The organism is Cyclobacteriaceae bacterium (genome assembly GCA_025808415.1).
GTDB lineage: Bacteria > Bacteroidota > Bacteroidia > Cytophagales > Cyclobacteriaceae > UBA2336.
In genome coordinates this window covers 497,308-521,158 of record CP075525.1, presented here as the reverse complement: position 1 = coordinate 521,158, position 23,851 = coordinate 497,308, and the positions used below count along the sequence as shown (strand labels likewise).

26 protein-coding genes are annotated in these 23,851 nt (G+C 42.5%); 8 read left to right on the top strand and 18 right to left on the bottom strand.

Going from position 1 to position 23,851, the window contains the following annotated elements; genetic code table 11:
* Position 1 precedes the first annotated feature (1 nt).
* Positions 2-349 carry an aspartate 1-decarboxylase gene (locus tag KIT51_02380; protein ID UYN87145.1) on the bottom strand — a complete coding sequence of 116 codons (348 nt, stop codon included), beginning with the start codon at positions 347-349 and terminating at the stop codon, positions 2-4.
* Positions 346-1,194, bottom strand: a complete 849-nt coding sequence (gene panC / locus KIT51_02375; GenBank protein UYN87144.1) for a pantoate--beta-alanine ligase — start codon at positions 1,192-1,194, stop codon at positions 346-348. Before panC ends, KIT51_02380 begins: the two co-directional genes overlap by 4 nt.
* 119 nt (positions 1,195-1,313) lie before the next feature.
* Between panC and KIT51_02370 the strand changes: the two genes are divergently transcribed.
* From KIT51_02370 to glmS, 3 genes are read left to right on the top strand one after another with little or no spacing between them, the layout of a single operon-like run.
* The gene (locus KIT51_02370; GenBank protein UYN87143.1) at positions 1,314-2,117 is read left to right on the top strand and encodes a glycogen/starch synthase; all 804 of its coding nucleotides are present in this window, start codon (positions 1,314-1,316) and stop codon (positions 2,115-2,117) included.
* Entirely contained in the window at positions 2,101-3,537 is a 1,437-nt protein-coding gene (locus tag KIT51_02365) for a hypothetical protein (GenBank protein ID UYN87142.1), read from the top strand. The genes KIT51_02370 and KIT51_02365 overlap by 17 nt, the downstream gene beginning before the upstream one ends.
* A gap of 3 nt (positions 3,538-3,540) precedes the next feature.
* Positions 3,541-5,376: a glutamine--fructose-6-phosphate transaminase (isomerizing) gene (glmS, locus tag KIT51_02360; protein ID UYN87141.1), complete on the top strand. Its 1,836-nt coding sequence runs from the start codon at positions 3,541-3,543 to the stop codon at positions 5,374-5,376.
* A gap of 228 nt (positions 5,377-5,604) precedes the next feature.
* Here the strand turns inward: glmS and KIT51_02355 are convergent, their stop codons facing one another.
* The 10 genes from KIT51_02355 to KIT51_02310 form a co-directional block, all read right to left on the bottom strand.
* Positions 5,605-5,982: a hypothetical protein gene (locus KIT51_02355; protein ID UYN87140.1), complete on the bottom strand. Its 378-nt coding sequence runs from the start codon at positions 5,980-5,982 to the stop codon at positions 5,605-5,607.
* A 119-nt stretch (positions 5,983-6,101) separates the two neighbouring features.
* Positions 6,102-6,617: a hypothetical protein gene (locus tag KIT51_02350; protein UYN87139.1), complete on the bottom strand. Its 516-nt coding sequence runs from the start codon at positions 6,615-6,617 to the stop codon at positions 6,102-6,104.
* A gap of 8 nt (positions 6,618-6,625) precedes the next feature.
* On the bottom strand, positions 6,626-7,048 hold the full coding sequence (locus KIT51_02345) for a hypothetical protein (protein UYN87138.1): 423 nt from the start codon (positions 7,046-7,048) through the stop codon (positions 6,626-6,628).
* The gene (locus tag KIT51_02340; GenBank protein ID UYN87137.1) at positions 7,049-7,744 is read right to left on the bottom strand and encodes a hypothetical protein; all 696 of its coding nucleotides are present in this window, start codon (positions 7,742-7,744) and stop codon (positions 7,049-7,051) included.
* Positions 7,745-7,913: 169 nt separating this feature from the next.
* On the bottom strand, positions 7,914-8,450 hold the full coding sequence (locus tag KIT51_02335; protein ID UYN87136.1) for a hypothetical protein: 537 nt from the start codon (positions 8,448-8,450) through the stop codon (positions 7,914-7,916).
* Positions 8,451-8,552: 102 nt separating this feature from the next.
* Positions 8,553-8,858 (bottom strand): helix-turn-helix transcriptional regulator, encoded by a 306-nt coding sequence (locus KIT51_02330; protein ID UYN87135.1) that lies wholly within the window; start codon positions 8,856-8,858, stop codon positions 8,553-8,555.
* 25 nt (positions 8,859-8,883) lie between these two features.
* Positions 8,884-9,189, bottom strand: a complete 306-nt coding sequence (locus KIT51_02325) for a type II toxin-antitoxin system RelE/ParE family toxin (protein UYN87134.1) — start codon at positions 9,187-9,189, stop codon at positions 8,884-8,886.
* A gap of 245 nt (positions 9,190-9,434) precedes the next feature.
* The gene (locus KIT51_02320; protein UYN87133.1) at positions 9,435-9,860 is read right to left on the bottom strand and encodes a hypothetical protein; all 426 of its coding nucleotides are present in this window, start codon (positions 9,858-9,860) and stop codon (positions 9,435-9,437) included.
* A gap of 198 nt (positions 9,861-10,058) precedes the next feature.
* The gene (locus KIT51_02315) at positions 10,059-11,126 is read right to left on the bottom strand and encodes a hypothetical protein (protein ID UYN87132.1); all 1,068 of its coding nucleotides are present in this window, start codon (positions 11,124-11,126) and stop codon (positions 10,059-10,061) included.
* Positions 11,126-12,430, bottom strand: a complete 1,305-nt coding sequence (locus tag KIT51_02310; protein ID UYN87131.1) for a hypothetical protein — start codon at positions 12,428-12,430, stop codon at positions 11,126-11,128. The genes KIT51_02315 and KIT51_02310 overlap by 1 nt, the downstream gene beginning before the upstream one ends.
* A 129-nt stretch (positions 12,431-12,559) precedes the next feature.
* Here KIT51_02310 and KIT51_02305 point away from each other — a divergent pair, with 129 nt between their 5' ends.
* A complete protein-coding gene (locus KIT51_02305; protein UYN87130.1) occupies positions 12,560-13,015 on the top strand; it encodes a hypothetical protein in 456 nt (151 codons plus the stop codon).
* Between the two features lie 5 nt (positions 13,016-13,020).
* On the opposite strand, the gene KIT51_02300 is transcribed toward KIT51_02305, so the two are convergent.
* Complete coding sequence (locus tag KIT51_02300; GenBank protein UYN87129.1) at positions 13,021-13,686, bottom strand: 3-hydroxyacyl-CoA dehydrogenase; 666 nt, start codon at positions 13,684-13,686, stop codon at positions 13,021-13,023.
* Between the two features lie 50 nt (positions 13,687-13,736).
* Between KIT51_02300 and KIT51_02295 the strand changes: the two genes are divergently transcribed.
* Positions 13,737-14,117: a RidA family protein gene (locus KIT51_02295; GenBank protein UYN87128.1), complete on the top strand. Its 381-nt coding sequence runs from the start codon at positions 13,737-13,739 to the stop codon at positions 14,115-14,117.
* A gap of 73 nt (positions 14,118-14,190) precedes the next feature.
* Here the strand turns inward: KIT51_02295 and KIT51_02290 are convergent, their stop codons facing one another.
* Positions 14,191-15,870 (bottom strand): glutamine--tRNA ligase/YqeY domain fusion protein, encoded by a 1,680-nt coding sequence (locus KIT51_02290; GenBank protein UYN87127.1) that lies wholly within the window; start codon positions 15,868-15,870, stop codon positions 14,191-14,193.
* Positions 15,871-15,943: 73 nt separating this feature from the next.
* On the opposite strand from KIT51_02290, the gene KIT51_02285 reads away from it, so the two are divergent.
* Entirely contained in the window at positions 15,944-17,479 is a 1,536-nt protein-coding gene (locus KIT51_02285; GenBank protein UYN87126.1) for a glutamate--tRNA ligase, read from the top strand.
* Positions 17,480-17,481: 2 nt separating this feature from the next.
* Positions 17,482-17,715, top strand: coding sequence for a hypothetical protein (locus KIT51_02280; protein ID UYN87125.1), 234 nt, complete (start codon positions 17,482-17,484; stop codon positions 17,713-17,715).
* 42 nt (positions 17,716-17,757) lie between these two features.
* Here KIT51_02280 and KIT51_02275 read toward each other — a convergent pair whose 3' ends face one another.
* Positions 17,758-18,165 (bottom strand): isoprenylcysteine carboxylmethyltransferase family protein, encoded by a 408-nt coding sequence (locus tag KIT51_02275; GenBank protein UYN87124.1) that lies wholly within the window; start codon positions 18,163-18,165, stop codon positions 17,758-17,760.
* 52 nt (positions 18,166-18,217) lie between these two features.
* On the opposite strand from KIT51_02275, the gene KIT51_02270 reads away from it, so the two are divergent.
* Entirely contained in the window at positions 18,218-19,429 is a 1,212-nt protein-coding gene (locus KIT51_02270; protein ID UYN87123.1) for an alanine dehydrogenase, read from the top strand.
* Between the two features lies 1 nt (position 19,430).
* Here the strand turns inward: KIT51_02270 and KIT51_02265 are convergent, their stop codons facing one another.
* The 3 genes from KIT51_02265 to KIT51_02255 all read right to left on the bottom strand — a co-directional run bounded on the left by KIT51_02265 (position 19,431) and on the right by KIT51_02255 (position 23,849).
* A complete protein-coding gene (locus tag KIT51_02265) occupies positions 19,431-21,164 on the bottom strand; it encodes a metallophosphoesterase (protein UYN87122.1) in 1,734 nt (577 codons plus the stop codon).
* The gene (locus KIT51_02260) at positions 21,161-22,255 is read right to left on the bottom strand and encodes a sulfatase-like hydrolase/transferase (GenBank protein ID UYN87121.1); all 1,095 of its coding nucleotides are present in this window, start codon (positions 22,253-22,255) and stop codon (positions 21,161-21,163) included. Before KIT51_02260 ends, KIT51_02265 begins: the two co-directional genes overlap by 4 nt.
* A gap of 64 nt (positions 22,256-22,319) precedes the next feature.
* Positions 22,320-23,849, bottom strand: coding sequence for a SusD/RagB family nutrient-binding outer membrane lipoprotein (locus KIT51_02255; GenBank protein ID UYN88474.1), 1,530 nt, complete (start codon positions 23,847-23,849; stop codon positions 22,320-22,322).
* Between the last annotated feature and the right edge of the window lie 2 nt (positions 23,850-23,851).

The window sequence follows — 23,851 nt, the reverse complement described above, 5'->3', positions numbered from 1 at the left end:
GTTAAGTTAGCCGGTTATCGGGTGAGGGAAAAACAATCGATGGTTTAAAGTTTTTTGCTTCCTCGAATTCCATAGACGCATAAGAGAAAATTATCACGATATCACCAACCTGAACTTTCCGCGCGGCAGGCCCGTTGAGGCAAATCATGCCTGAACCGGGTTCGCCTTTAATAACATACGTTTCCAGGCGCTCGCCATTGTTTACATTCACTACGGTAACCTTTTCACCTTCAATAAAATTGGCGGCTTTCATGAGGGTCTCATCAATGGTTATACTGCCCACATAGTGCAATTCGGCTTGGGTAATTTTAGCGCGGTGTATCTTTGATTTTAAAACCTCAATCATCATAGCAAAAACATATTATCAATCAGTCGCACATTACCTGCAAATGCAGCTATGCATGCCATGGGCCTTTCGGCTTCATGAACGTTATTCAACGGCATTAGGTTCTCACTGTCAACAACCTCAAAATATTCCAACGAAAAATCAGCTTTCGATCTGAAGGTTTCATTTACAAATTCTTTGACACTTAAAATGGAGTCGCCCGCCTTTAATTTTTGCCTTGCCTGGCATAAGGAGCTGTACAGTAAGGTTGCCTGCTTTCGCTGGCCTTCCGATAACCGCAAGTTTCGGGATGACATGGCCAGACCATCCTGTTCTCGCACTGTTTCTACAGATTGAAGCTTTACATTAAATCTTAACCCTTCAACCAAAGCCCGAATTATCACAAACTGCTGCCAGTCCTTTTGGCCAAAATAGGCAGTGTCCGGTTCTACAATGTGTAAAAGCTTAGCCACTACCTTAGCTACCCCGTTAAAATGACCCGGTCTGAATTTGCCCTCCATAACGGTTTCCAGGGTTCCAAAAGAAAAATTTAGCAGAGAATGTACGCTCATTTCCATTTGCGCTTCATCGGGGCAAAAAAGCACATCACATCCTGTCGAATTGAGAAGGGTTAAGTCCTTATCCAGGGTTCTAGGATAAGAAACCAGATCGTTAGGGTTATTAAACTGTATAGGGTTAATGAAAATTGAACATACTGTTATTTGATTTTGAGCCCGGGAGGCAACGATAAGGGAAAGGTGGCCGGCATGGAGGGCCCCCATGGTTGGAACAAATCCAATGGAAAGTCCTGCCCTCCTTTTTTCAACCAAAAATGCCCTTAACGGCTCAATTTCCTTGAAAATCTGCATGTTAATAACCCCGCAAAAGGCGCCAAAGATAACGGTAAAACATAAATACAGTTGAATAAGGGGGGCGATTTTCGTACTTTTGTCCCTCGTTTTGCGTTAGTCAACTAATCACCATTATTATGTCAAAACTCCGTATTCTTTATGTAGCCAGCGAAATCAACCCTTTCTTGCAAACCTCAGAAGTAGCCGACTTTGTTCGTAAACTTCCTCAGGCAATGCAGGAAAGAGGTATGGAGATTCGCATATTGGTGCCGCGCTTTGGGATTATTAATGAGCGGAAGAACCGGTTACATGAAGTTGTCAGGTTATCAGGTATAAACATCGCTGTTGGCGATGAGGAAAAGCCGCTTACCATCAAGGTAGCTTCTATCCCTAATGCCAAGCTTCAGGTTTATTTTATCGACAATGAAGATTACTTCCACCGTAAGTCAGTCTTTCACGATAAAGAAAATCGTTTCTATGCTGATAACGATGAGCGTGCTATCTTCTTCTGTAAGGGTGCTATTGAAACCGTTCGTAAACTGGGATGGGCGCCCGATGTGGTTCACTGCAACGACTGGATTACCAGCTTTATACCGTTGTACCTGAAAACCACCTATAAGAACGACCCTTTGTTTAAAAATGCGAAAACTGTTTTCACGATTTACAATAACAGCTTTACCCATAAGTTTAAAGCTGATATTATGGATAAGGTGAAGATGATGGACATTGAAGACAAAATGTTGGGCAACCTTAAAACGGCCGACTACGAAGGGTTTATCCGTATGGGCGTTGAATTTTCCGATGCCGTAATTGTAGCAGGGGAAAACAAAAAGCTTGAAGACCTATTCAAAAAAATAAAGGAAAAGAAAGTCGAAACCATCGACAAAGACGAAAACTATACCGAATCATATTTCAATCTCTATAATGAACTTGTGGGTTAAACGAACCGGGCAGCTTCTATTAGCTGCCTTGTTTTTGATGGCATGTGAAGATGAGAACAGCCTGTTAGGATTTAGGAATCCGAAAAAAAAAATCACTACTGCTTACATCGATTTAAGCATCGGTGAAGGTTCTGTGTTAGCTCTTTCGGGGGTAACTACGGATAATCTCGTAAATCCTACACGATTATTAATAGGTCAATATACGGATCCTGTTATTGGCAGCAACCGGAGCCAGGCCTTTATTGAGTTTTTACCAGGAAACACCCAATTGCTTCCTCCAAACTCAGTTTATGACTCTATTGTTTTATACCTTAATCTTGATCTATATTCTTACGGATTGAATGGAGGATCAAACGAAAAATTTACTATACATCAAATTACTGAAGATACCTTAACATATTTTTCCCAAAATAGATATTACTCGGATTCAGAGTTAGAATATAACCCCATTTCATTGGGTGAGGCTTCCTTCTTTGTTCATGCAGACTCACTTGCAAAAAACCTAAGTAAACCTCAAAGCTTGCGTGACACAATAGTTGCGAAAGTCAGATTGGACGATTCATTCGGCCTTCAGTTATTTACCCTGGCCAAAGAAAATTTAGACGAACAGTACACTAACTCATTTAAGTTCAGAGAACTTATTAAGGGGTTGGCTCTTGTGCCTTCTGAGAGTTCTGGTATACTAGGTTTTAATCCAAACACACCTAATAGTAAAATAATCGTTTATCACCACACGGTCGAAGGTGGTGTGATAAAAGATTTTCTTGAATTACGATTTAATTTTTCGCTACGGGGTTTTAGCAATATCAAGGCTACACTTACCGGAGAGTGGGCCTCAATTACAACAATAAATCAAGGTATTGATCCCCCAAGCGGTATGCGTTGGGTTCAGGCCGGAACTCCTTATCTAACACGTATAGATCTAAACAACTTTTATACACAGTTTGCTGATACTGCTCAAGCCAATACTCAAATAAATTTTGCACAAATAATCATAGAAGGTGTAAATAAATCTCCCGGATTTGACCCGTTACCAGCTTTTGAATTTCGAGTAATGAAAGAAAATGATACTTTCTATCAAAACTCAAACCCTACAGACACCGAAATGCTTCGACCTTATAGGTTGTTTGCTGAGCAAAACAATTTTGTTGTTATTGGTGATGCTGGTCGCGATGCAGCAAGCCTTATTTACAATTCCACTTCAAATACGTACTCAGGGCAGCTTACCATATTTTTCCAGAACTTGTTGAATGAAAAGGGAAGAGCTAATAGGTTGCAACATCTTGCTATTTATCCTGCAAGCACCATTACGGGTCTGAATCCCCCTAACTTCGGAAAAGTAGTAAACAGATCCATCTTTCATAAGAATAATATCAAGCTTCGGATTTACTACTCTACTTCACTAACAGGTAACTTGTAACCTATGTGCGGAATTGTTGCTTACGTGGGCCATCGCGATGCCCAGGAGGTTATTATAAAAGGACTAAAACGCCTGGAGTACCGTGGCTATGACAGTGCGGGAATTGCCTTGCTCAACAACGGGCTGAACGTCTACAAAAAGAAAGGCAAAGTTTCAGATCTGGAGGACCATATTACCGATGGAACACTAAAAAGCACGATTGGTATCGGCCATACACGATGGGCCACCCATGGTGAACCTAATGATGTAAATGCACATCCTCATTACTCCTATAGCCGTAAGCTGGCTATTATTCATAATGGTATCATTGAAAATTACAGCTCTTTAAAAAGAGAGCTGCTCAACAAAGGCCATGTATTTCTAAGCGAAACAGACACCGAGGTTCTTATTCATTTCATTGAAGATATTTGGGAGAACAATCATTGTTCTTTAGAAGAAGCTGTTCGCTTAGCCTTAACTAAGGTTGTGGGTGCTTACGCCATTGTAATCATGTCAAACGATAATCCCGATCAACTGATCGCTGCCCGAAAAGGGAGCCCGTTGGTTATTGGAATCGGGAAAGACGAGTTCTTCATGGCGTCTGATGCCACACCTATAATTGAATATACCAAAGATGTTGTCTACCTGAATGACCAGGAGATTGCTGTTATAGATGAAGGTCAATTGCGCATCAAAACCATTGAAGATGCGCCCATGACACCTTACATTCAAAAGCTTGAAATGGAACTTGAGGCCATTGAAAAGGGTGGCTTTGATCACTTCATGCTCAAAGAAATTTTTGAACAACCTAAGTCAATTAAAGATTGTTTGCGTGGACGATTGGATTCACAAGCCAACCGATTGGTACTGGGCGGAATTCGCGAGTACGTTAATAAAATGATGAATGCCGAGCGTATTATTATCGTGGCGTGCGGAACATCATGGCATGCCGGCTTGGTGGCTGAGTACATGATTGAAGAATTATGCAGAATCCCGGTTGAGGTTGAGTACGCTTCTGAGTTTCGCTACCGCAATCCTATTGTACGGGAAGGCGATGTGGTAATTGCAATTTCACAATCCGGTGAAACGGCCGATACGCTTGCCGCCATAGAATTGGCCAAATCGAAGGGTGCTGTTATTATTGGTGTTTGTAACGTAGTAGGCTCATCCATTGCACGCGCCTCGCATGCAGGATCCTATACACACGCAGGGCCCGAGATTGGTGTAGCCAGCACGAAAGCCTTTACCGCGCAGCTTACCGTATTAAGCATGATCTGCCTGATCATTGCGCAAAAGCGTGGCACCATCACCGACCAGGCTTTTCACCAGATGTTGGTAGAACTGGAAACCATTCCTGAAAAAGTGGAAAAGGTGTTGGGGCTTAACGACAAGATTCGGGAGATCGCCTATACTTTTAAAGATGTTTCAAACTTTCTGTATCTCGGCCGAGGCTATAATTTCCCAGTAGCCCTGGAAGGTGCATTGAAACTTAAAGAAATTTCCTACATCCATGCCGAAGGTTACCCTGCTGCCGAAATGAAGCACGGACCTATTGCCTTGATTGATGAAGAAATGCCGGTAGTATTTATTGCTACACACGATAGCTCTTACGAAAAAATTGTTTCGAACATACAGGAGGTGAAAGCCCGCAAGGGGCGTGTCATTGCTGTTGTTACGGAGGGCGATCGCCTCATTCCTCAAATGGCTGAGTTTACAATTGAAGTTCCTGCTGTACAAGATGCCCTCATACCAATTGTTTCCGTAATTCCGTTGCAGTTGCTTTCCTACCACATTGCTGTTATGCGTGGCTGCAATGTTGATCAGCCGAGGAACTTAGCAAAATCGGTTACGGTAGAGTAAGCCATTTTAAGGCTGATAATTAAACTGAGAGATAGGATTAAAGTTGCGGAATAGTTTACAAAAGTTGCGAAGTAGTTTACTGAAATTGCAAAATAATACAGGGGAATTACTTTTTGTTGCATCCATCAGAAACTTTTATTCCTTGTTCCTGCTCTTTTAATCCCGATGATCTGGGCTAACAAAGCCCGGTTTTTATCAATTGCGTTTAATGTATAATGAGCATAATTGCTAAGTGTTTGTAAACCCTTCCCTTTCGGATAACCTGAATCTTGCTTTCCAGCCCATTATCAGTAATACCAATAATGAAATATTCATTATTGAGTAGTTAACTGCAAGGTCTAAAATTTGATTTATTGAGTATATCAACAAAAACGAATAAACAATAACACCTGAAACGTGACCTGCGAAGTTTAAAATTCTTCTGATCAGAATACCCCTTCTATTTAAAAAAATGACTTTATTCATTTGCTCATAGTTATTTACCAGGGCTATTTCCGGTTCAACCTTTGAAGCAATGCTTGGATTAATGTATCCCTTCGTTTTATGAAAATAGTTGTGTAGCGCCCTTAAGTATTCAGGTTTTTGTAGATTGTTGAGGGTCTCCATAAGCGATGTGATTAATTTTTCAAAACTAAATTCAACTACCAAAATAATGGATGGTAACGGACAAACTCTGTCAGTAGCATTTTTATCTATTACAATAGTCTATTGATCAAATACCTCCTCTATTTTTCGACAGGCTTTTTCCTTGGGATTTTATATTCTAATCCAATCCGCATATTCAGTCTGTCCGTGTAGGGGCTTTTGTAATTGGGGGCAAACAGGTTATAAAGCACTTGTGCATTTCCTCGAAGCGATTTTGAGATGCGGTAGAATAAATCGGTATGTTCAATAATCTCAAAAAGATCCAAGCGGAGCGACTCAGTTATAACGCCATTTACAACTCTGTTCATACTCAACCCGTTTGCAGGAGTAGAATTATAAGCAATTGCACAAAGGCGGAGGTTATAGAAAGTATTAAAATACGCTTCACGCCCGCCAGCACTCGCAATCTCTGTAGGCAGTGCATGAATTGATCGGCCGTCAGGGCCCTGTCCTAAATACACCGGCCCCCTAATATTTAGCGCCCACGTGGAGGCCATGTGACTTATCGCAGAGAAATGAGGGTTTAGTCCGGCACCGGCTACACTATACCCTCCCGCTGTGGCCGGGTCGCGATGTTTATTTTTGCAGTAACTCATCAATGCCTTTATCGAAGATGGAGTGGTTTTTGACGCAGATTGACAGTTTTACCAAAAACAAAGTAATACACACTATCACTTCGTAATATCTGAATTGTATCATTATTTGCTATCTTAATAATCTGGTCTCCCTTTTGTAAAAACAATTCAATGAGTTGGGGATTATAGGAGACATTTCTAGCAAACTTTGTTCTCCAAATTTTGCCATTAACAAGTTCAACCCGAGCCATCGTCTTGTATATGATTACCTCTTTAATTTTTCCAGAAAACTCATCATCAATGGTGACAACTTCTGAATAGGGTAATGGGTCACTAAAGAACATGTCATTGATGATATCCCTCATAATAACACCGACAAAAATAACTACCCCTATAATTGCCAGAATTACTCTAAAGTAGTATTCGTTATGCCATTCAAAAAAAACCTTCATCTATCTTCTTTTGAATTTTGTATCACCATAATTTAAATTAAAGGAAGGGCCGGGATCTCCAGCCCCAAAAAAGAAATTTATTCCAATTGACCACCCTCTAGTAATACCAGCATCTCTTGATTCGCCCCAAGTAACACCTCGAGACAGATCAAGGAAAGGTAGATATGGATACCCACCCCAACCAATACTTGATGAATATCTCCTTCCCTCAAAATCTGTTATTCTAACTTGAACATCAGTCTTTGCCAGAAAATATAGCTCCGTTATGCTGAGTCCTGCGCTAGCATCCCAGCCAAATGCTTTACCATATTCTTCACCAATCTCTATCATCATTCCCGCTTCTATTCCCAAAAGCATCATAAGTCCCGATGTTCCAGGAATATTCAGATCAAAACCAAATAGTCCGATCATATTAACATTACCAGAAAAAGCGATTGCATCTGGTAGATGTAATGCTATCCTTAATGCTAGAAGATGCCCTCTTTTTAAAATATCTAAAATCCCGGGTGGATCACCAAAACTTCCATTAAGTGATGCGATGAGTTTTAGACTTAGAATTTCTCTTCTTGTATTGAGCCAATAATCTACCGTTTGTTTCAAGGGCATTTGCCCATTGAAATGCAAATTCGGTAGCTTCTTCACTTCCATATTCAGTATGTGCCCATGAGCTATGCCTTCTGTTGTAGGCCATTCCATAAGCAAGTGTCTGGGTCTGGCTTGAAAATAAAAATCCTCTTCCATTCAACCAATGGCCTCCGTGTGGACTATCCCATGCAGCCGCTAAGAATGAGAAAATACTGCCAGTTTTACTTGCACCTGATGACGATGCATTCATTGAATTCAAATAGCTGCCAACCTGCACCCCTTACCCTCCCGCAGTGGCCGGGTTCCAAATCCATGATCCTCCTGCCGGGTCCATTATTTCCAAAGGAACCATACCCGGGCTTATGCTTCCAAAATTCATGGCGTAATAATAAGCCTCACTACCACCGTACGGCCCCTTGTTCCATGGGTCGGCACCACTGGGGTCGTTAAACGTTACCGGGTCGTTAAACGAATAATTGTAGGGTGTAAGCGAAGCATACTTGGTGGCCATCGGATCAACGCCATTCATGCGGCCCAATACCGGATCGTACTGGCGGTAGGCTAAATCGTAAAGCGAAGCAGTTGTATTGTACTCCGTGCCTCCGTTACCCAGAAAGTTATTACCTATCGCATTCTCGCGTGTCCAGCTGTTGGCGGTTTGCAAACCGAACGGGTAGTACTCGTTGTATTGTACACTATTACCTTTGGTGTGGGTCATTACTACGTCATCAAAATATACCTCAACTAAGGTAGGGTTTTCGTTGCTTATATACATAAACACAAAGCCCTCTTCCTTAACAGTATACTCGCGCATCATATAGTCGTGGGGTATTACAGGGGTGGTACCTACCTGCTGGGCATTAGGGTCAATGGCTTCCCTTGCCGGTTGGCCACCTTTCTTATCTCATTTGTCAGTAGGTCAAAGTTTAATTGAGAGTTCCAAATGTCCACCAAGTCCAAGTTCAATTATCTTTTGAAGTGTCGAAAGTCTTGCTTCTTTGATGTTATTCTCAATCTTTGAAATATATGATTTCGTTGTCCCCACTTTTTCTGCAAGTTCCTCTTGTGTCAATCCTTTTTCAAGACGAGCCTCATAAAGAAGAGCTCCAATTTTAAAACTCTCATAACCTGCTTCAAGTTTGTCCCGCTTGGCAGTTCCCTTTTTTCCATAATGCTTGTCCTTAAATTGGTCAAGCGTCATAATGTTACCTTTTTTCGTTTTCATACTCATCCTTTATTTTAAGTGCTTTCTAAATTTCCTTTTTCGGTGTCTTCTGCGTTTTCTTTTGAAATCCATTGGCTAAAACAACCAATTGTCCTTGGTCGAAGAAACAGAATATTCTAAAGATGTCGCTCGCTAATTGAACTCTTATTTCAAATAGTCCGTCTGTATTCTCAATGTGCTTGAGATACGTCTCAGGTACTCTTTGCAATTCTTCAATCAAATCAAAAGTCCAAATGATTTTATCCTTAACCTTTTGCTTTTGTCCTTTGAAGAAGTCGTCAAAGTAGGTCTTATAGAAAATAATTGTCCTCTGTTTCTTCTTTTTATCCACGAGGCAAAGATAGGAATAGTTGTCCTAAAGTGAAACTTTAAAAAAGGCCATTTTTGCCGGATTTGTCTACGGAGCGGGTTGCAACTATAATACACTAAGCCTGCTAACAACGTTTCAGGAATCGTTTTGTGATAAAACGAAGAAATACCTGAGTAAGCTCACAAAAAATTCCGTACTCATCAGCACCTCTGCTGAACGCGAACGCAACAGGTTTTTTAACAACATGAAGAAGCGGGTTACTGACTTCAAAAACAGGTTAGGTTAAAGCTTAATTTTCCTGGTGCTAACTCAACTGGCGCAGTTTTGTTGGCGAAGAACACCAAAAAAAGACCGAGCTGCCAATAGTGCGAATAGGTATCCTGCTCATCAGTTCTATTCTGTGTTGACCTGTCCAGGGTAAACTTACTGCCCCAAACTTTTGTGTAATCCAGTACAACTTCTATGTTGTTGGTTATAGAGTAACCATACCCGGTCGACAACCGAAAACCTTTGCCAAAACTGCCGTAGGTACCTTCCACTATGTAATCGAAATCACTGCGTTTTACCTGCACCAAATCGTTGCCGCCTGAGAGGCCATAGCCGAAGCTGCCGTAAAGGTTATGCTGTGCTGGCAACAAACCGGCAACCGTTAGTATGGCTATGGTAATGAAGGTACAGTTAAGGCATTTCATTGGGTTTTTTTGTTTTCAGGGGTAAGTCATAACCACATCATCAAAATAGATATCAAACAAACTTGTACTTTATGTTTGTTTTTATCTTACTCAACGTCCTCTACGAGTGACGTTGAGGGGGTGTAATGCCTAGGGTAATGATGGTACAGTTTAAGCATTTCATTGTGGGTTTAGTGTTTTGTTCTTCGGGATAATAATCTAATCGTCAAACTTTAGTATGTATATATGACTTTCATAGGCTGTACTTACACGCATCGGTACTTCACCAACGGACATGCTTTGTGTGGTTGGTTTATCGGTTAAAGTTGATAATGATACAATTACTGTATTCTTCTCATAGGGACTAATACCAGTTATCATCGAATGCTTCTTAAAAACATAATGAAGCTTTACCTCTTTGGTATCAAAATTATAGCTTTTTAATTCTTGATAACCGGAACCTACTATTTCGTCAGGGCCGGGGGGCAATGATTTATAGTGAAGGAAGTAAAACCTGTTGGCAAACTTATCAAATGTTATATCTACCGATCCTTGTATAGCATCGAAAAGTGTAGTTTCCAATCCACTTGAAATACATTTCATTAGGTTGATATAAAGTTTCTGGGACTCACAATATATTAATCTATCATCGCTGACACGAAAAGCAAACTGCATATCGTCAAAGCCAAATTGTGCGCTATCCCTTAACAGGGCTACCGTTTGACGGTTTCTTAAATCATACTTGTATAACCTTGGGTTCTTAACCGTTCCGGTTTGGTAAACTAGATATGGGAAATCCACCTTGATTCTATTATTTATTATTCTTAACGGAAGATTATCTATTGTATCAGCCATACCAGTATTTAGATCATAGATATAAACCGCCCTTTTATAATCCTGGCTGAAAAAATTCTTTGGCCTGCTTCGTTCAGGAAATGTACGGTAAATCAAAACATGGGATGTATCAACCCACCCTAAGTGTGGATAACCAACGTTTCTGTCAAGTATTTGTTCGGTTGAATCATTCAGGTTTCGCACAGCTATGACACTACCAATAACCCGGTTATCATTGTCAGCAAGTAAGCCGTAATACAATAGCTTGTTATTCTCTGGATTATAGTGTGCATATTCTGATTGTGATGACTCAGTTTTAAGCCTGGTAAGTTTTGCCGATTCTTGAATTTGAACTTTAGCAACTTTTTGTTTCTGTTTTTGAGCGTAGCCACTGGGCGTGTTTAAGAAATAAACAATAGATAGAAAGGCTATTTTAAAATAAATGGAAATCACTATGGCCTTAATTTAAAGTAGTAATCTGTTAAACTGAAACCAATCCCTATTATTTGATAATGACCCCACTCCGGAGAGGATATTACTCCTCTCATCCCAAAATTAAAGTTAAGGTCAATTGATCTGTTACGAATATCTATACTACTCTGGTTATCCCTCGTGATTGTTAGGCTTCCTTCATTAAATTTAATTATCTGTGACTTCCCATTTATCCCAATAACTATCTTATCGCCCATTTTTACAATACTGTTAATACCATAGTCATTCAAACCAAACTGTGAAATAGTCTCGCCTTTTATATAGACATTACCAAATTCAGCATTGAACATATTTACAATTTGATGAATAATCTCAATAGGACTGGAGCCACTTTTTAATACCTCGTCTTCTATTGTATTGATCATCAGTTGATACTTTTCAATTTTATCGGGTGTTAATTCAATGGCTTTTAAAAAATCGGTATGCGCAATGATTTGAACAAGATCCAAGCTTAACGACTGAGTTATGAATCCATTTTCAACCTTGTGTACGCTCCATCCATTTTGGTGCGTTGCAATATAGGCCAGTGCAGATAGTCGCAGATTATAGGAAATATTGTAATATGATTGGGCGCCACCAGCTCTCGCAATCTCTGTAGGCAGTGCGTGAATTGATCGGCCGTCAGGACCTGATCCCAAGTATACCGGCCCCCTAATATTTGGCGCCCATGTGGAAGCCATATGACTTATAGCAGAGAAATGGGGGTTTAGTCCGGCACCGGCTACACTATACCCTCCCGCTGTGGCCGGGTTCCAAATCCATGATCCTCCTGCCGGGTCCATTATTTCCAAAGGAACCATACCCGGGCTTATGCTTCCAAAATTCATGGCGTAATAATAAGCCTCACTACCACCGTACGGCCCCTGGTTCCATGGGTCGGCACCGCTGGGGTCGTTAAACGTTACAGGGTCGTTAAACGAATAATTGTAGGGTGTAAGCGAAGCATACTTGGTGGCCATCGGATCAACGCCATTCATGCGGCCCAATACCGGGTCGTATTGGCGGTAGGCTAAATCGTAAAGCGAAGCAGTTGTATTGTACTCCGTGCCTCCGTTACCAAGAAAGTTATTGCCTATCGCATTCTCGCGTGTCCAGCTGTTGGCGGTTTGCAAACCGAACGGGTAGTACTCGTTGTATTGTACACTATTACCTTTGGTGTGGGTCATTACTACGTCATCAAAATATACCTCAACTAAGGTAGGGTTTTCGTTGCTTATATACATAAACACAAAGCCCTCTTCCTTAACAGTATACTCGCGCATCATATAGTCGTGGGGTATTACAGGGGTGGTACAATTAAATTAGGACCAGTAAGAACTCAAGCGCCTGCATGATAAATATCATTGCCTAGTGACTGTTTCGGTAAGTATATTATCGATCATAATATTAAGATCATGAAAACACTATTTTTCTTCAGTACGGTTCTTTTGGCAGTCATGATGTTGCTAATGAGCCTCTCTGTGATTGAGCACCAAGGCAAAGCACGTATTCTTATTGTGTCACAGCGCACGGAATTCCAGGAAGAAGTTTCCAGGCTTGTTACAGAGCATTACAAAACAAAGTCGATAGGAACACAGGTTATTAGCTTCAATACCATGAAAAATGTGAAGGAAGAGGAGTGGGGAGTTATTGTTGTGTTGCAAGCCTGGGAGGGAGCCACCGCGTCTTCGGCCCTTACCACCCTGATCAAGGCCGCCAACCCACCAGAAAAAGTAATTGTAGTGGTTGCCTCGGAAACGGGCTCAGAAAAATTTACCGGGATTGATGGGATTACGGCTGCTTCCCTGAAATCAGAAGCACCTGGTGTGGCTAAGAAGGTTATTGCCCGCATTGATAAAGTTCTGAAGTAGGCCAGCTACCCCATTAAATACTCCCGCTTCAATAATGGGCACACTTTGTAGCGTTCATCGTGCGTGTCTTCATACACGGCTTCCAGCAACTCATACACATGCTTAATGCCGATGAGGCTGCACCATTCAAACGGGCCGTGTGGGTAGTTGGTGCCCAGCTTCATGGCCTGATCTATGTCTTCACGGGTGGCCGTGCCTTCCAGAACGGTGTAGAAGGCTTCATTGATAATCATGCAGATGACACGAGGCGTAACCAGTCCAACACGGTCTTCCACCAGTAAAAAATCCGTTCCCAGTTTAGTACAAAGGGATTTTAAAGGCGCACCATCCACCGGCCGCAGCACGCTTACTTCCAATACCGAACGATTAACAAAAGTGGGGAGTCCGTTAAAACCAAAAAGATTTGCTGTGATCTTATGATCCGTGAGACTAGACAATTCGGCTAACGATAATTTGGCGGTGTTAATAAATACATTAGCACCTTGCTTATCGGCATAGATCTCGGCCTGAAAGGGCTCCTCATCCAATATAAAATCAAACACCAGGTCGCTGCCGGCTACAAATCGTTCTGCCTCGCGGTGATCCTGCTCAAAGGTATACGCATGCTGATCTCCAAATTTCTGCTTGCATTCTTCGAGATTTAACGGGTCACCGATCACCAAAATGTTCATGTTTCTTATACTTTTGAGGCGTTGCTAAATTAAGATTAAAACACATTGGTATGTCAAAAACAGTTATTTATTCAGCACATGCACCGGAGCCCATCGGGCCGTACAGCCAGGCTATACAAGCCGGAAATATGCTTTTCGTAAGCGGTCAGATCGCAATAGACAAAGCCTCCGGCAACCTGATCACCGGCAACATCCCGGATGAAACAACCCAAGTGATGAAAAATCTGGAATTTGTACTACACGAAGCAGGAATGAATTTTTCGAATGTGGTGAAGTGTTCCATCTTTTTAAAAGACATGAATAATTTTCCGGTGGTGAATGAAATCTACGGTAAGTATTTTTCAGTGAATCCTCCCGCGCGCGAAACTGTGGAGGTTAGCCGGTTGCCTAAAGATGTTAATGTGGAGATTTCGTGTATCGCGGTGAAATAAAAGCAAGTAGCAAGACGTAAGTAGTAAGATGTTGAGGACTTAAGGCTAGTTTTTACTTCTTACTACTTATGTCTTATGTCTTGCTACTTTTAGACCACATATCCCTAAGCGTAACCGTCCTGTTAAATACAAGCTTATCAGTAGTGGTGTCGGGATCAAGAACAAAGTAACCTTTACGCATAAACTGATAACGCGTATCTGCTTTCGCTTTTAACAAATCAGGTTCAGCAAACACAGTTTGAATTTTTAATGAATCAGGATTGAGGTGATCTTTAAAATCGCCTTCTGCGTCAGCAACATCTTCTACTTTAAAAAGACGATCGTATAAACGAACTTCTGCTTTTACGGCATGTGCAACACTCACCCAGTGCAACGTGCCCTTCACGTTAATACCGGAGGTATCCGAACCGCTACGGCTTTCGGGAATGTAGGTGCAATGTAGTTCAGTTACATGACCGTTAGCATCTTTCACAACCGATTCGCATTTAATAATGTAAGCACTTTTTAATCGCACCATTTGCCCGGGCGCTAAGCGGAAATATTTCTTTGGAGGATTCTCCATAAAATCTTCCTGCTCAATATACACTTCACGACTGAATGGAATTTCACGTGTTCCTGTTGCTTCATCTTCCGGATTATTCTCGCTGGAAACTATTTCGGTTTTTCCTTCCGGATAATTGGTGATCACCACTTTTATTGGATCAAACACCACCATTCTCCGCAGTGCGACTTTGTTAAGGTGTTCGCGTACGCAGAATTCCAGCAAGCCCACATCAATCAGGTTGTCGCGTTTGGCAACACCAATACGATCACAAAAGTCGCGAAGGCTTTCCGGTGTATAGCCTCTTCTGCGCACACCACTTAGTGTAGGCATGCGCGGATCATCCCATCCGCTCACGTGATTTTCATTTACCAACTGTAACAATTTGCGCTTGCTCATTACGGTGTACGTAAGGTTTAATCGCGCAAACTCATACTGACGGGACGGATAAATCTCCAGGTTTTCAATAAACCAATCGTACAGCGCACGGTGTGGTACAAACTCCAGCGTGCAAATGCTGTGCGTAATCTTCTCAATCGAATCGCTTTGTCCGTGTGCAAAATCATACATCGGGTAAATACACCACGCATCGCCCGTGCGGTGATGGTGTGCGTGCTTGATGCGATAGATAATCGGATCGCGCATGTGCATGTTCGGGTGCGCCATGCCTGACTGCCCGTTAGGCAGTTCTACCTTGGCACGCAATACTTTTGTACCATCGCTATACTTACCGGCACGCATATCGGCAAAAAGCCGCAGGTTTTCTTCTACACTTCGATTTCTAAACGGACTATTGGTTCCTGGCTGCGTAGGCGTTCCCTTCTGCTGTGCTATAGCTTCACTGCTGCTATCGTCTACATAAGCCAACCCTTTCTTAATGAGTTTCACTGCAAACTCATATAACTGTTCAAAATAATCGGAAGCATAAAACTCATTGGCCCACTGGAACCCAAGCCATTGAATGTCATTTTTTATACTCTCAACATACTCGGTTTCTTCAGTTACCGGATTGGTGTCATCAAAGCGCAGGTTGGTCTTTCCACCATATTTAAGTGCTAAACCAAAATTGAGGCAAATGCTTTTGGCATGACCAATGTGCAGATAGCCGTTTGGTTCGGGCGGAAAACGGGTAAGGATGGTTTGGTGTTTCCCTTCCCGCAAATCGTTTTCAACAATCTCTTCCAGAAAGTTCAAGCTCTTTTCTTCGGCCATGGCAGTTGCGTATAAAAGGTGCAAAGGTAAGACCCTTTACAGAGAATTATAACAGATCGATTAACTTTGCTTCATGAAAGATGTTCGTGTGCGGTTTGCCCCGAGTCCTACGGGGGCGTTACATATAGGCGGGGTCCGAACGGCCTTGTATAATTTTTTACTTGCCCGTCAGCAGGGCGGCACCATGATTCTTCGCATTGAAGATACCGACCAGAACCGGTACGTGCCCGGAGCGGAAGAATATATTATGGAATCGCTAGACTGGGCTGGCATAAAAATCGATGAAGGCGTTCGGGAAGGTGGCCCTTATGCCCCCTATCGCCAATCAGAGCGCAAGCACCTTTACCAGCAATATGCACAACAGCTTTTAAGCAGCGGGCATGCTTACTATGCTTTTGATACCGAGCAGGAAATTGAAGCCTTGCGTGAGCGCCAAAAAGCAGCCGGCTCCGACCAGCAGCAGTACAGCAGCGCAACGCGTTCAGCCATGCGCAATTCCCTTACACTTAGTTCAGAAGACACAAGGAAATTACTTGATTCCGGGGTGAACTATGTCATCCGGTTTAAGATTCCTGAAAACCAAACCGTGGTGTTGAATGATTTGATACGCGGTGAAGTAACGGTGAACACAACGCAGTTGGATGATAAAGTGCTGATGAAATCAGACGGGATGCCCACCTATCACCTTGCCAACGTGGTTGACGATTACCTGATGAAGATTTCGCATGTCATCCGTGGTGAAGAGTGGCTGCCATCAGCCCCGCTTCATGTTTTGTTGTACAAGGCATTTGGGTGGGAAAAGGATATGCCACGGTTTGCTCACCTACCCTTGTTGTTAAAACCGGATGGCAACGGCAAACTCAGTAAGCGCGATGCCGACCGCATGGGTTTTCCTATTTTTCCGCTTAACTGGACTGACCCCAGCACAGGTGAACAATCAACCGGATACAAAGAGTCAGGATACTTGCCTGAAGCCTTGATCAATTTCCTCGCGTTTTTGGGATGGAACCCCGGAACTGAGCAAGAGATTTTTTCAATGCATGAATTGATACAGGCATTTAGCGTTGAACGGATTGGCAAGGCCGGGGCAAAGTTTGACATTCAAAAAGCACAGTGGTTCAATCAGCAATACTTGCGGGCCAAAACCGATCAGGAACTTGCAGCTTTTTTACTGGAACAATTAAAACTCGAAAATATTTCCTGTACACAGGAGAAGGCAGAAAACATCTGTGCCCTGATGAAGGAGCGGATCACCTTTCCACAAGAGCTATGGGAACACGGTAAATTCTTTTTCAGGGCGCCTGAATCGTTTGATGAAAGTGTTGTGACCAAGAAATGGAATGACGATGCGGTTAAGGTAATAACCGCTTACCGCGATGCCGTTGAAAAATTAAATGCATTCGATGCAACAATAGCCAAAGAAACATTGGAACAGGTTACCGCCTCGCTGCAGATTGGAACGGGCAAAATCCTTCAGGCATTGCGTGTTGCGATGAGTGGATTGGGTGGGGGACCTGACCTGATGATGATCATGGAAATCATCGGCAAAGATGAAGTCGTGGGTCGCTTAACGTTTGCATTACAAAATCTGAAACAAAAAGTCAGCTGATCATGACCAAAAAATCAAAACCTGAAAAAAAACCAGCAGCCAAAAAGCCGCGCGTACACAAAGACCTGGATGGTTTTGAGGTATCTATCAACCAGTTTGGTGAACTGAAATCCAATATGGACATAGAAAAGATCAATGCCTTTCTGGACAAGAATGTTGACGATAAAAAGCTTGCCGAACGGGACGATTACGAGGAGCTGAAAAAGGGAAAAGCAAAGAAGAAAACGAAAAAATAAAATCCCTACAAACCTCCAAGGACTTAAAGACCGTGGAGGTTTTCAGGGCTTTATCTTCGGCATAATCGAAGGCACCCTATCCTTATATTCGCGATAGGCTTCTCCATATTTTTTAATCAGCTTCCGTTCCTCCAACGGAATTCCTATCGCCAGATAACTAAAAATACAACAAGCCGATACCAATGTGGTCACATTGGGTATAAATAACCAAAACGCAATGACTATTAAAACGGTAGCCGAATAAATCGGGTGGCGAACATACTTCAAAATGCCATCGGCTTTGAATTGCTCCTGCGCATCCGATTCCAGTCCCACGTACAGTAACCTGTAGTACCGGTATCCTTTACCTAAGCTTTGACTGAAATATGACTTCACTCTATCTGCTGCCAACACACTATGAAGCACGAAGTACACAACCCAACTTAAAATCAATAAACTGTATTTCTCCATATCCGAAAATTACAGCAAAAAGCTCATTACCTTTGAACAAGGTCAATCTTTTATGAAGTCTATCAAACTCGGCATCATCCGCGAAGGCAAAGTTCCGCCCGATAAACGCGTCCCATTTACTCCCTTGCAAACCGAAGAAATTGAGCAGCGGTTTCCTAACGTTAAAGTTGTATGTCAAGCCAGCGATGTACGCGCCTTTAACGATGAGGAATACCGGGAATTGGGTATTGAAATAACACCCGATGTAAGCGATTGTGATATACTGATGGGCATTAAGGAGGTGCCTGTCGATCAACTTGTGGCACACAAAACCTATTTCTTCTTCTCGCATACTATTAAGAAGCAGCCTTATAATAAAAGAATGCTCCAGGAAATCCTGAAAAGAAAAATCAGGTTGATTGACTATGAAACCCTGAAAGACCGTTTGGGAAACAGGCTGGTAGCCTTTGGCCGATATGCCGGAATTGTAGGCGCTTACAACGGATTATGGACTTATGGCAAGCGATATGGCGGATATTCTTTACGGAGAGCATTCGAATGTTTTGATGTTAACGATTTAAAACTGGAGTTACGGAAGGTAAAACTTCCCCCGGTTAAGATCATTCTTACCGGTGCCGGTCGCGTGGGCAAAGGCGCTATGGAAACGCTTGACTCAGCCGGTATTCGTAAAGTTGGGGCTTACGATTTTCTGGCAAAAACTTTTGATGAACCGGTTTATGTACAACTGGGCAGTGCCGACTATCACATCAGGCGCGAAGGCGGGCATTTCAACCGCGATGAATTTCACCAGCATCCGGAGCGCTACGATTCAACATTTCTTTCCTTCACCAAAGTGGCTGATTTTTTAATGGCCGGTGCGTTTTGGAACCCGAAAGCACCTGTGCTTTTTACCCGTGAGGAAATGTGTTCACCGGAGTTCAAAATAAAAATCATTGCCGACATCACATGCGATTTGGGTGGCTCTATTCCCAGCACGATAAGGGTAAGCACAATTCCTGATCCTTTATATGACTTCGATCCGCATTCAGGCATTGAACAACCAGCCTTGAGCGAGGAAAAGCATATTACCGTAATGGCGGTTGACAACCTGCCGTGTGAATTGCCCCGAAGTGCTTCAGAAGAATTTGGTAAAGACCTTATTGATAAAATATTGCCATTACTTTTTGAAAGTGATCGCGAAGGGGTTATTAAACGTGCCACCATTGCCAAAAGCGGGCACCTGACAGAAAACTATGAATACCTGGCCGACTATGTGGCTGTATGATCTATTTCACTTGTTCAAAAAAATCGAGCATCTGATTCTCCAGTCCCCTGACTTCAAAACGGAGTTTGGTTCCGTCAATAAAAAATCTTCCCATGTGATGTTGCTTGATTACGGTATCCATTTTGGGGTGCAAAGAAGATTCTACGGGCTCCAACGAACCACCTGCACCACCGACAATCAGGAAAGTAGTTTTTTGATTTCCGTATTTCTTTGTTAGCCGTTCATAATCGTGCGTGTGCCCTGAAACCACAAAATCGATTTGTGCCGTTTCAATAACCGGTTCCAATAAATCCCTAATAACCTTTTCACCTTCGTAGCTGGGCCATCCTTGTGAGTAGGGTGGCTGATGGATTAACACAAACCGCCATGTGGCTGATTTCCATTGATCGGATTGTAGTTGATCATAAAACCAACGGGACTGCTCAGAATCTTCGGGGATACCAATCGGGAAACGTTCATTCGGATCGAGGGCTATAAAAGCACCATTACCAAATGTCCAGGCTCGATAGGTTGGTCTATTTTTAATAAGCTGGTTGTAGTGCATCGGTACCAGGTCATCATAATACCCATCATAATCATGATTACCGGCTATTAAGTAGTAGGGTCTGCCGGCTGCAGATGCACCCAGCAGGTTGAAGAACATTATCCATTCTTCTTCATTCGATCCATTGCCCACCAAATCACCAATGCCAATACCGAAGGCATCCGAATAGGTTAATGTGTTTGAAATATGGGTGGCAAAATCCTTCCATCCCGACTGGCTGTCGGCCCAGATGTTAAAGGAGAAAGACCTTGGTTCATTTGTTGAAAAACTGTACCGAGGCGAAATCGTTTTGCCAGCACTAAGCTCATAAAATACAGTTACGCTATCAGGAAGATCATTCAGGGTAAATGTGCAACGGCTGCAGGTTTCAACAAGGTACTTGTCCAATCGTTCAGGTGAAAACCCGTAGCGTAATTGAACGGATGTACTACTCTCAATCCAGGCTTTAATAGTAAAGTCATTTTGATCATTTCGCTGTATCCATGGACCCGTTATAAACGGATAGTCACTAACCATTGCCATTAGCCTGTCACGGTTTTCACCTTCCGGATCAGCTATCGCCTGAATGGCCATTTCAATTAAATTCATTTCCGGATTCTGCAACAATAGAACTTTTTCAACAGCCTGTTTCAACTGAAGAAATGCACCTAAGGTTTGGCTGTGTTTTAAAAATTCTTTCTTTGAAATAAAAGCAACGGCTCTTAAACCTCCGCTCATGGCATTATTCAACACACGCACAATTACTTCCGTATCGCTCTTCGTAACCGGAAAATAATTCGCTGTAAAACGCTTAACCCTGTCTCCGTTTACAAAAAGCTGCGCGCCATCATCTGCCTGTATGAAAAGAAAACCATCTGCCGAAATCGAAATCTCTTTCTTGTACCAGATGGTACAGTCTGGTTTGTTGATGCGGTGCGGCAGGTCAACCCGATCACCTGAAACAGGTTTTACTTCTGCTTGCAGCCTTTCATCTGGACTGCCCACCATAAACATCCAACCTTCCATCCATTTTTCTGTAAGTGGAATTTCAGGGTGCTTCAGTGGCTTATACTTTTCATATAGTTTACTAAGCAACGGAGATGTTGATGCTGAATCAATTTCAACAAACGCCTTATAGGTTGATAAAGGCTTGTCTTCCTTTTTGCAACCTGCAATAGAATATAAAAACAAACCTAAGATCCAAAACCTCATTTCATTTTGATCATTGACTTGACCACTTCGCCAACCGGTTTTTCATTGGTGTATTCTATACCCAGAAAAGCAGCCGCTGTTTTAGCTACCTGATTCTGGTAATATTGTTTGCTTTCTTTCACTTCACCCAAGGTAGGTGTGTCAGGACCGATAACTGCAAACCAGATATGCCCCGCACCATCTATTTTGGTTCCGTGGCTCCGCCAGGTATCGATTGGTTCTGTTCCCCTTCCATGATCGGTGGTAATAATAAAGGTTGTTTTGTCCTTGTATTCCGGGGTTGCCTGCACATACTTCCACAAGTTTTCAATAAACTTATCGGTTTGATGGGCCGATTTTAAATACGCATCATACTTTCCATCATGGGCAAAATCATCGGTTTCACCATAGGCGATATAAACCACTTTAGGTTTATTCTTCTTTATGTATTCTAATGCATAATGGTGTGTAAACCCATCCAACCGAACGCCTCCCCACGGACTGGGGATTTGCGATTGAAATTCATTTAAAAATTTCTCCCGTTCTGTTAATGAAGCACCTGATGCCATTTCAAACCCTGCATTTACCGGAATACCGCTACGTTGCCGGTTAATAATAAAGGGGAAAACATCCCATGAACAAAAGGCAGCCACTTTACCTTTGTAAGCAGGCATGCGGTTAAGGTATTCGAGTACCGTTACATTGGGGTTATCTATTTTATTGTTACTATTGATTCGGTCATCATCGGCAAAGCCACAAAGTATTTCACTATACCCAGGGTAAGAAAACCACATATAATTTGAGCAGTCCACTTTACTGTTAAGATTTCGATTACCGTAAAGCTGACCTTTGCCGGCAATTTCACTCCAGAAAAATGGCATTAATGTTTTTCTTCTCGCTTCGGGTGTCTCCTCCCAAAACCTCCGTTTCAAATCAAGCGGGTCGCCCACATACTGCTTGTTTGTGATCAGCAGGGAATCAGCCCCGGTAAAAAGTTCCTGCCAACGGAGACCGTCAAGCGTGATGATAAAAATATTTTCGGTTTTTAATTTCTGTGCCGTAACGATATTCGCTACTGTCAACAGAAGAATAAGTGTATAGATTTTTTTCATAGATTTATTTAGAAGAAATAAATACAAAGGGCGCAATTGCGCCCTTTGTAAAGTTAGCTATGGCTCAGTTAACATCCCACCACACGCGGGTATTGAGGTCATCTGATCCTTGACGGCCTACGGCTTCGTTTCGGTTGGTACCATTTAAAGATTGCTCAATAGTAGGATAGATATACCGTACCGGAATTTTGTCATCATTTAAGTTATCCTGCGCAGGAACCAAGGCCGGAATATTGGTGCGTCTCCAATCAAACCAAGCCTCAAGTCCGTTAAAGAATAGGGCAATCCATTTTTGAGTGCCGATTTTTCTAAGCTTATCGGTAGTTGAACCAGTATAAGCAACTTCTGGTTGTGTGAGATAACCTGCCGGCAAAGTCAAATCAATATTGTACGATACCGGTACAATGCTTTCGTAAAAATCAAAATTTGCATTGATGCCATTCAGGTAATAGGTTTCGGCATTACCGGTAGTGATCATACCTTTCTCCCGTGCCTCCGCAAGGATAAACTGAAGCTCGGCATAACTCATTATGGTGCTGCGTGCGGCATCAGGTGCAGGAGCCGGACCACTATCGTTACAAACTAAACACGCAAAGGTTAACCCTACGCGTGAAACATTTTGCGGGCCTCCGTTATAGCTAAGCGCCTCAGTATCTTCAAGTCCGTTAGGGATGCCTTCAATTTTAGGCATTCCATCAGCTACCGATTTTTCAGTTGGGCGTGCGAAAACAGCCAGGCGTGGATCCTGGATAGACGTTAAGTAATCGCCCAAAGTTTTGCTTAACCTGAACTCATCAAATGAACCAACACGTGTAGTATACAACGGCCACTGATTAGGTGCCGAAGCAAGATATTTCAATGCGGCATTGTCGGCATTGCTTTGAAAAACCGGATTACCAGTCGGGTCGTTAATTATCGCCTGCATTTCGGCATTTACATTTTTCCGGTCTGAAATACGCATGAGGTAACGCAAGCGTAATGAGTTTGCCAATTTGCGCCACTTGATTATGGAAGCAGCGCCCCCACCGTACAACAAGTCGCCCGCTAACGCTTCTGAACTTGTTCCTAAAATTTCGTTGGCGCGTTTTAAGTCGGCCAGTATCCCGTCATAAATTAATTCCTGCGTATCGTACTTAGGTTGGTAAATCCCCTGTTTGGCTTTGGTAGCTTCTGAGTAAGGAATATCTCCATACGCATCGGTAGCCAACGAAAACATCCATGATTTTAAAATGAGGGCTACACCCAAATAATTGTTTTGTACAGGCTCTGCACGCTCGGCAAAATCTATAACCGCCTGAAGGTTGCGCATATTACCAAACACGGTATTCCACAACCCGTTCTGTTCATTCCATAAATACCGATCTTCATTCACAAACTGAATTTTGGCCGTGTGTTGCACAACAATATTGCCGATACCCCAGGCTTCGCCTATTTGGTTGTTGAGCGTGTTTCGGATAACACCCGACAATAGTAAATCTGGTGTAACCGAAGTAGGAACATTAGGATTGGTATTGATATCCTCAAAATCTTTATCGCAACTTGTTACCACAAACAAGAGGGTGAAGATCAAAGTAAAATTTCTAAGTGTTTTCATAC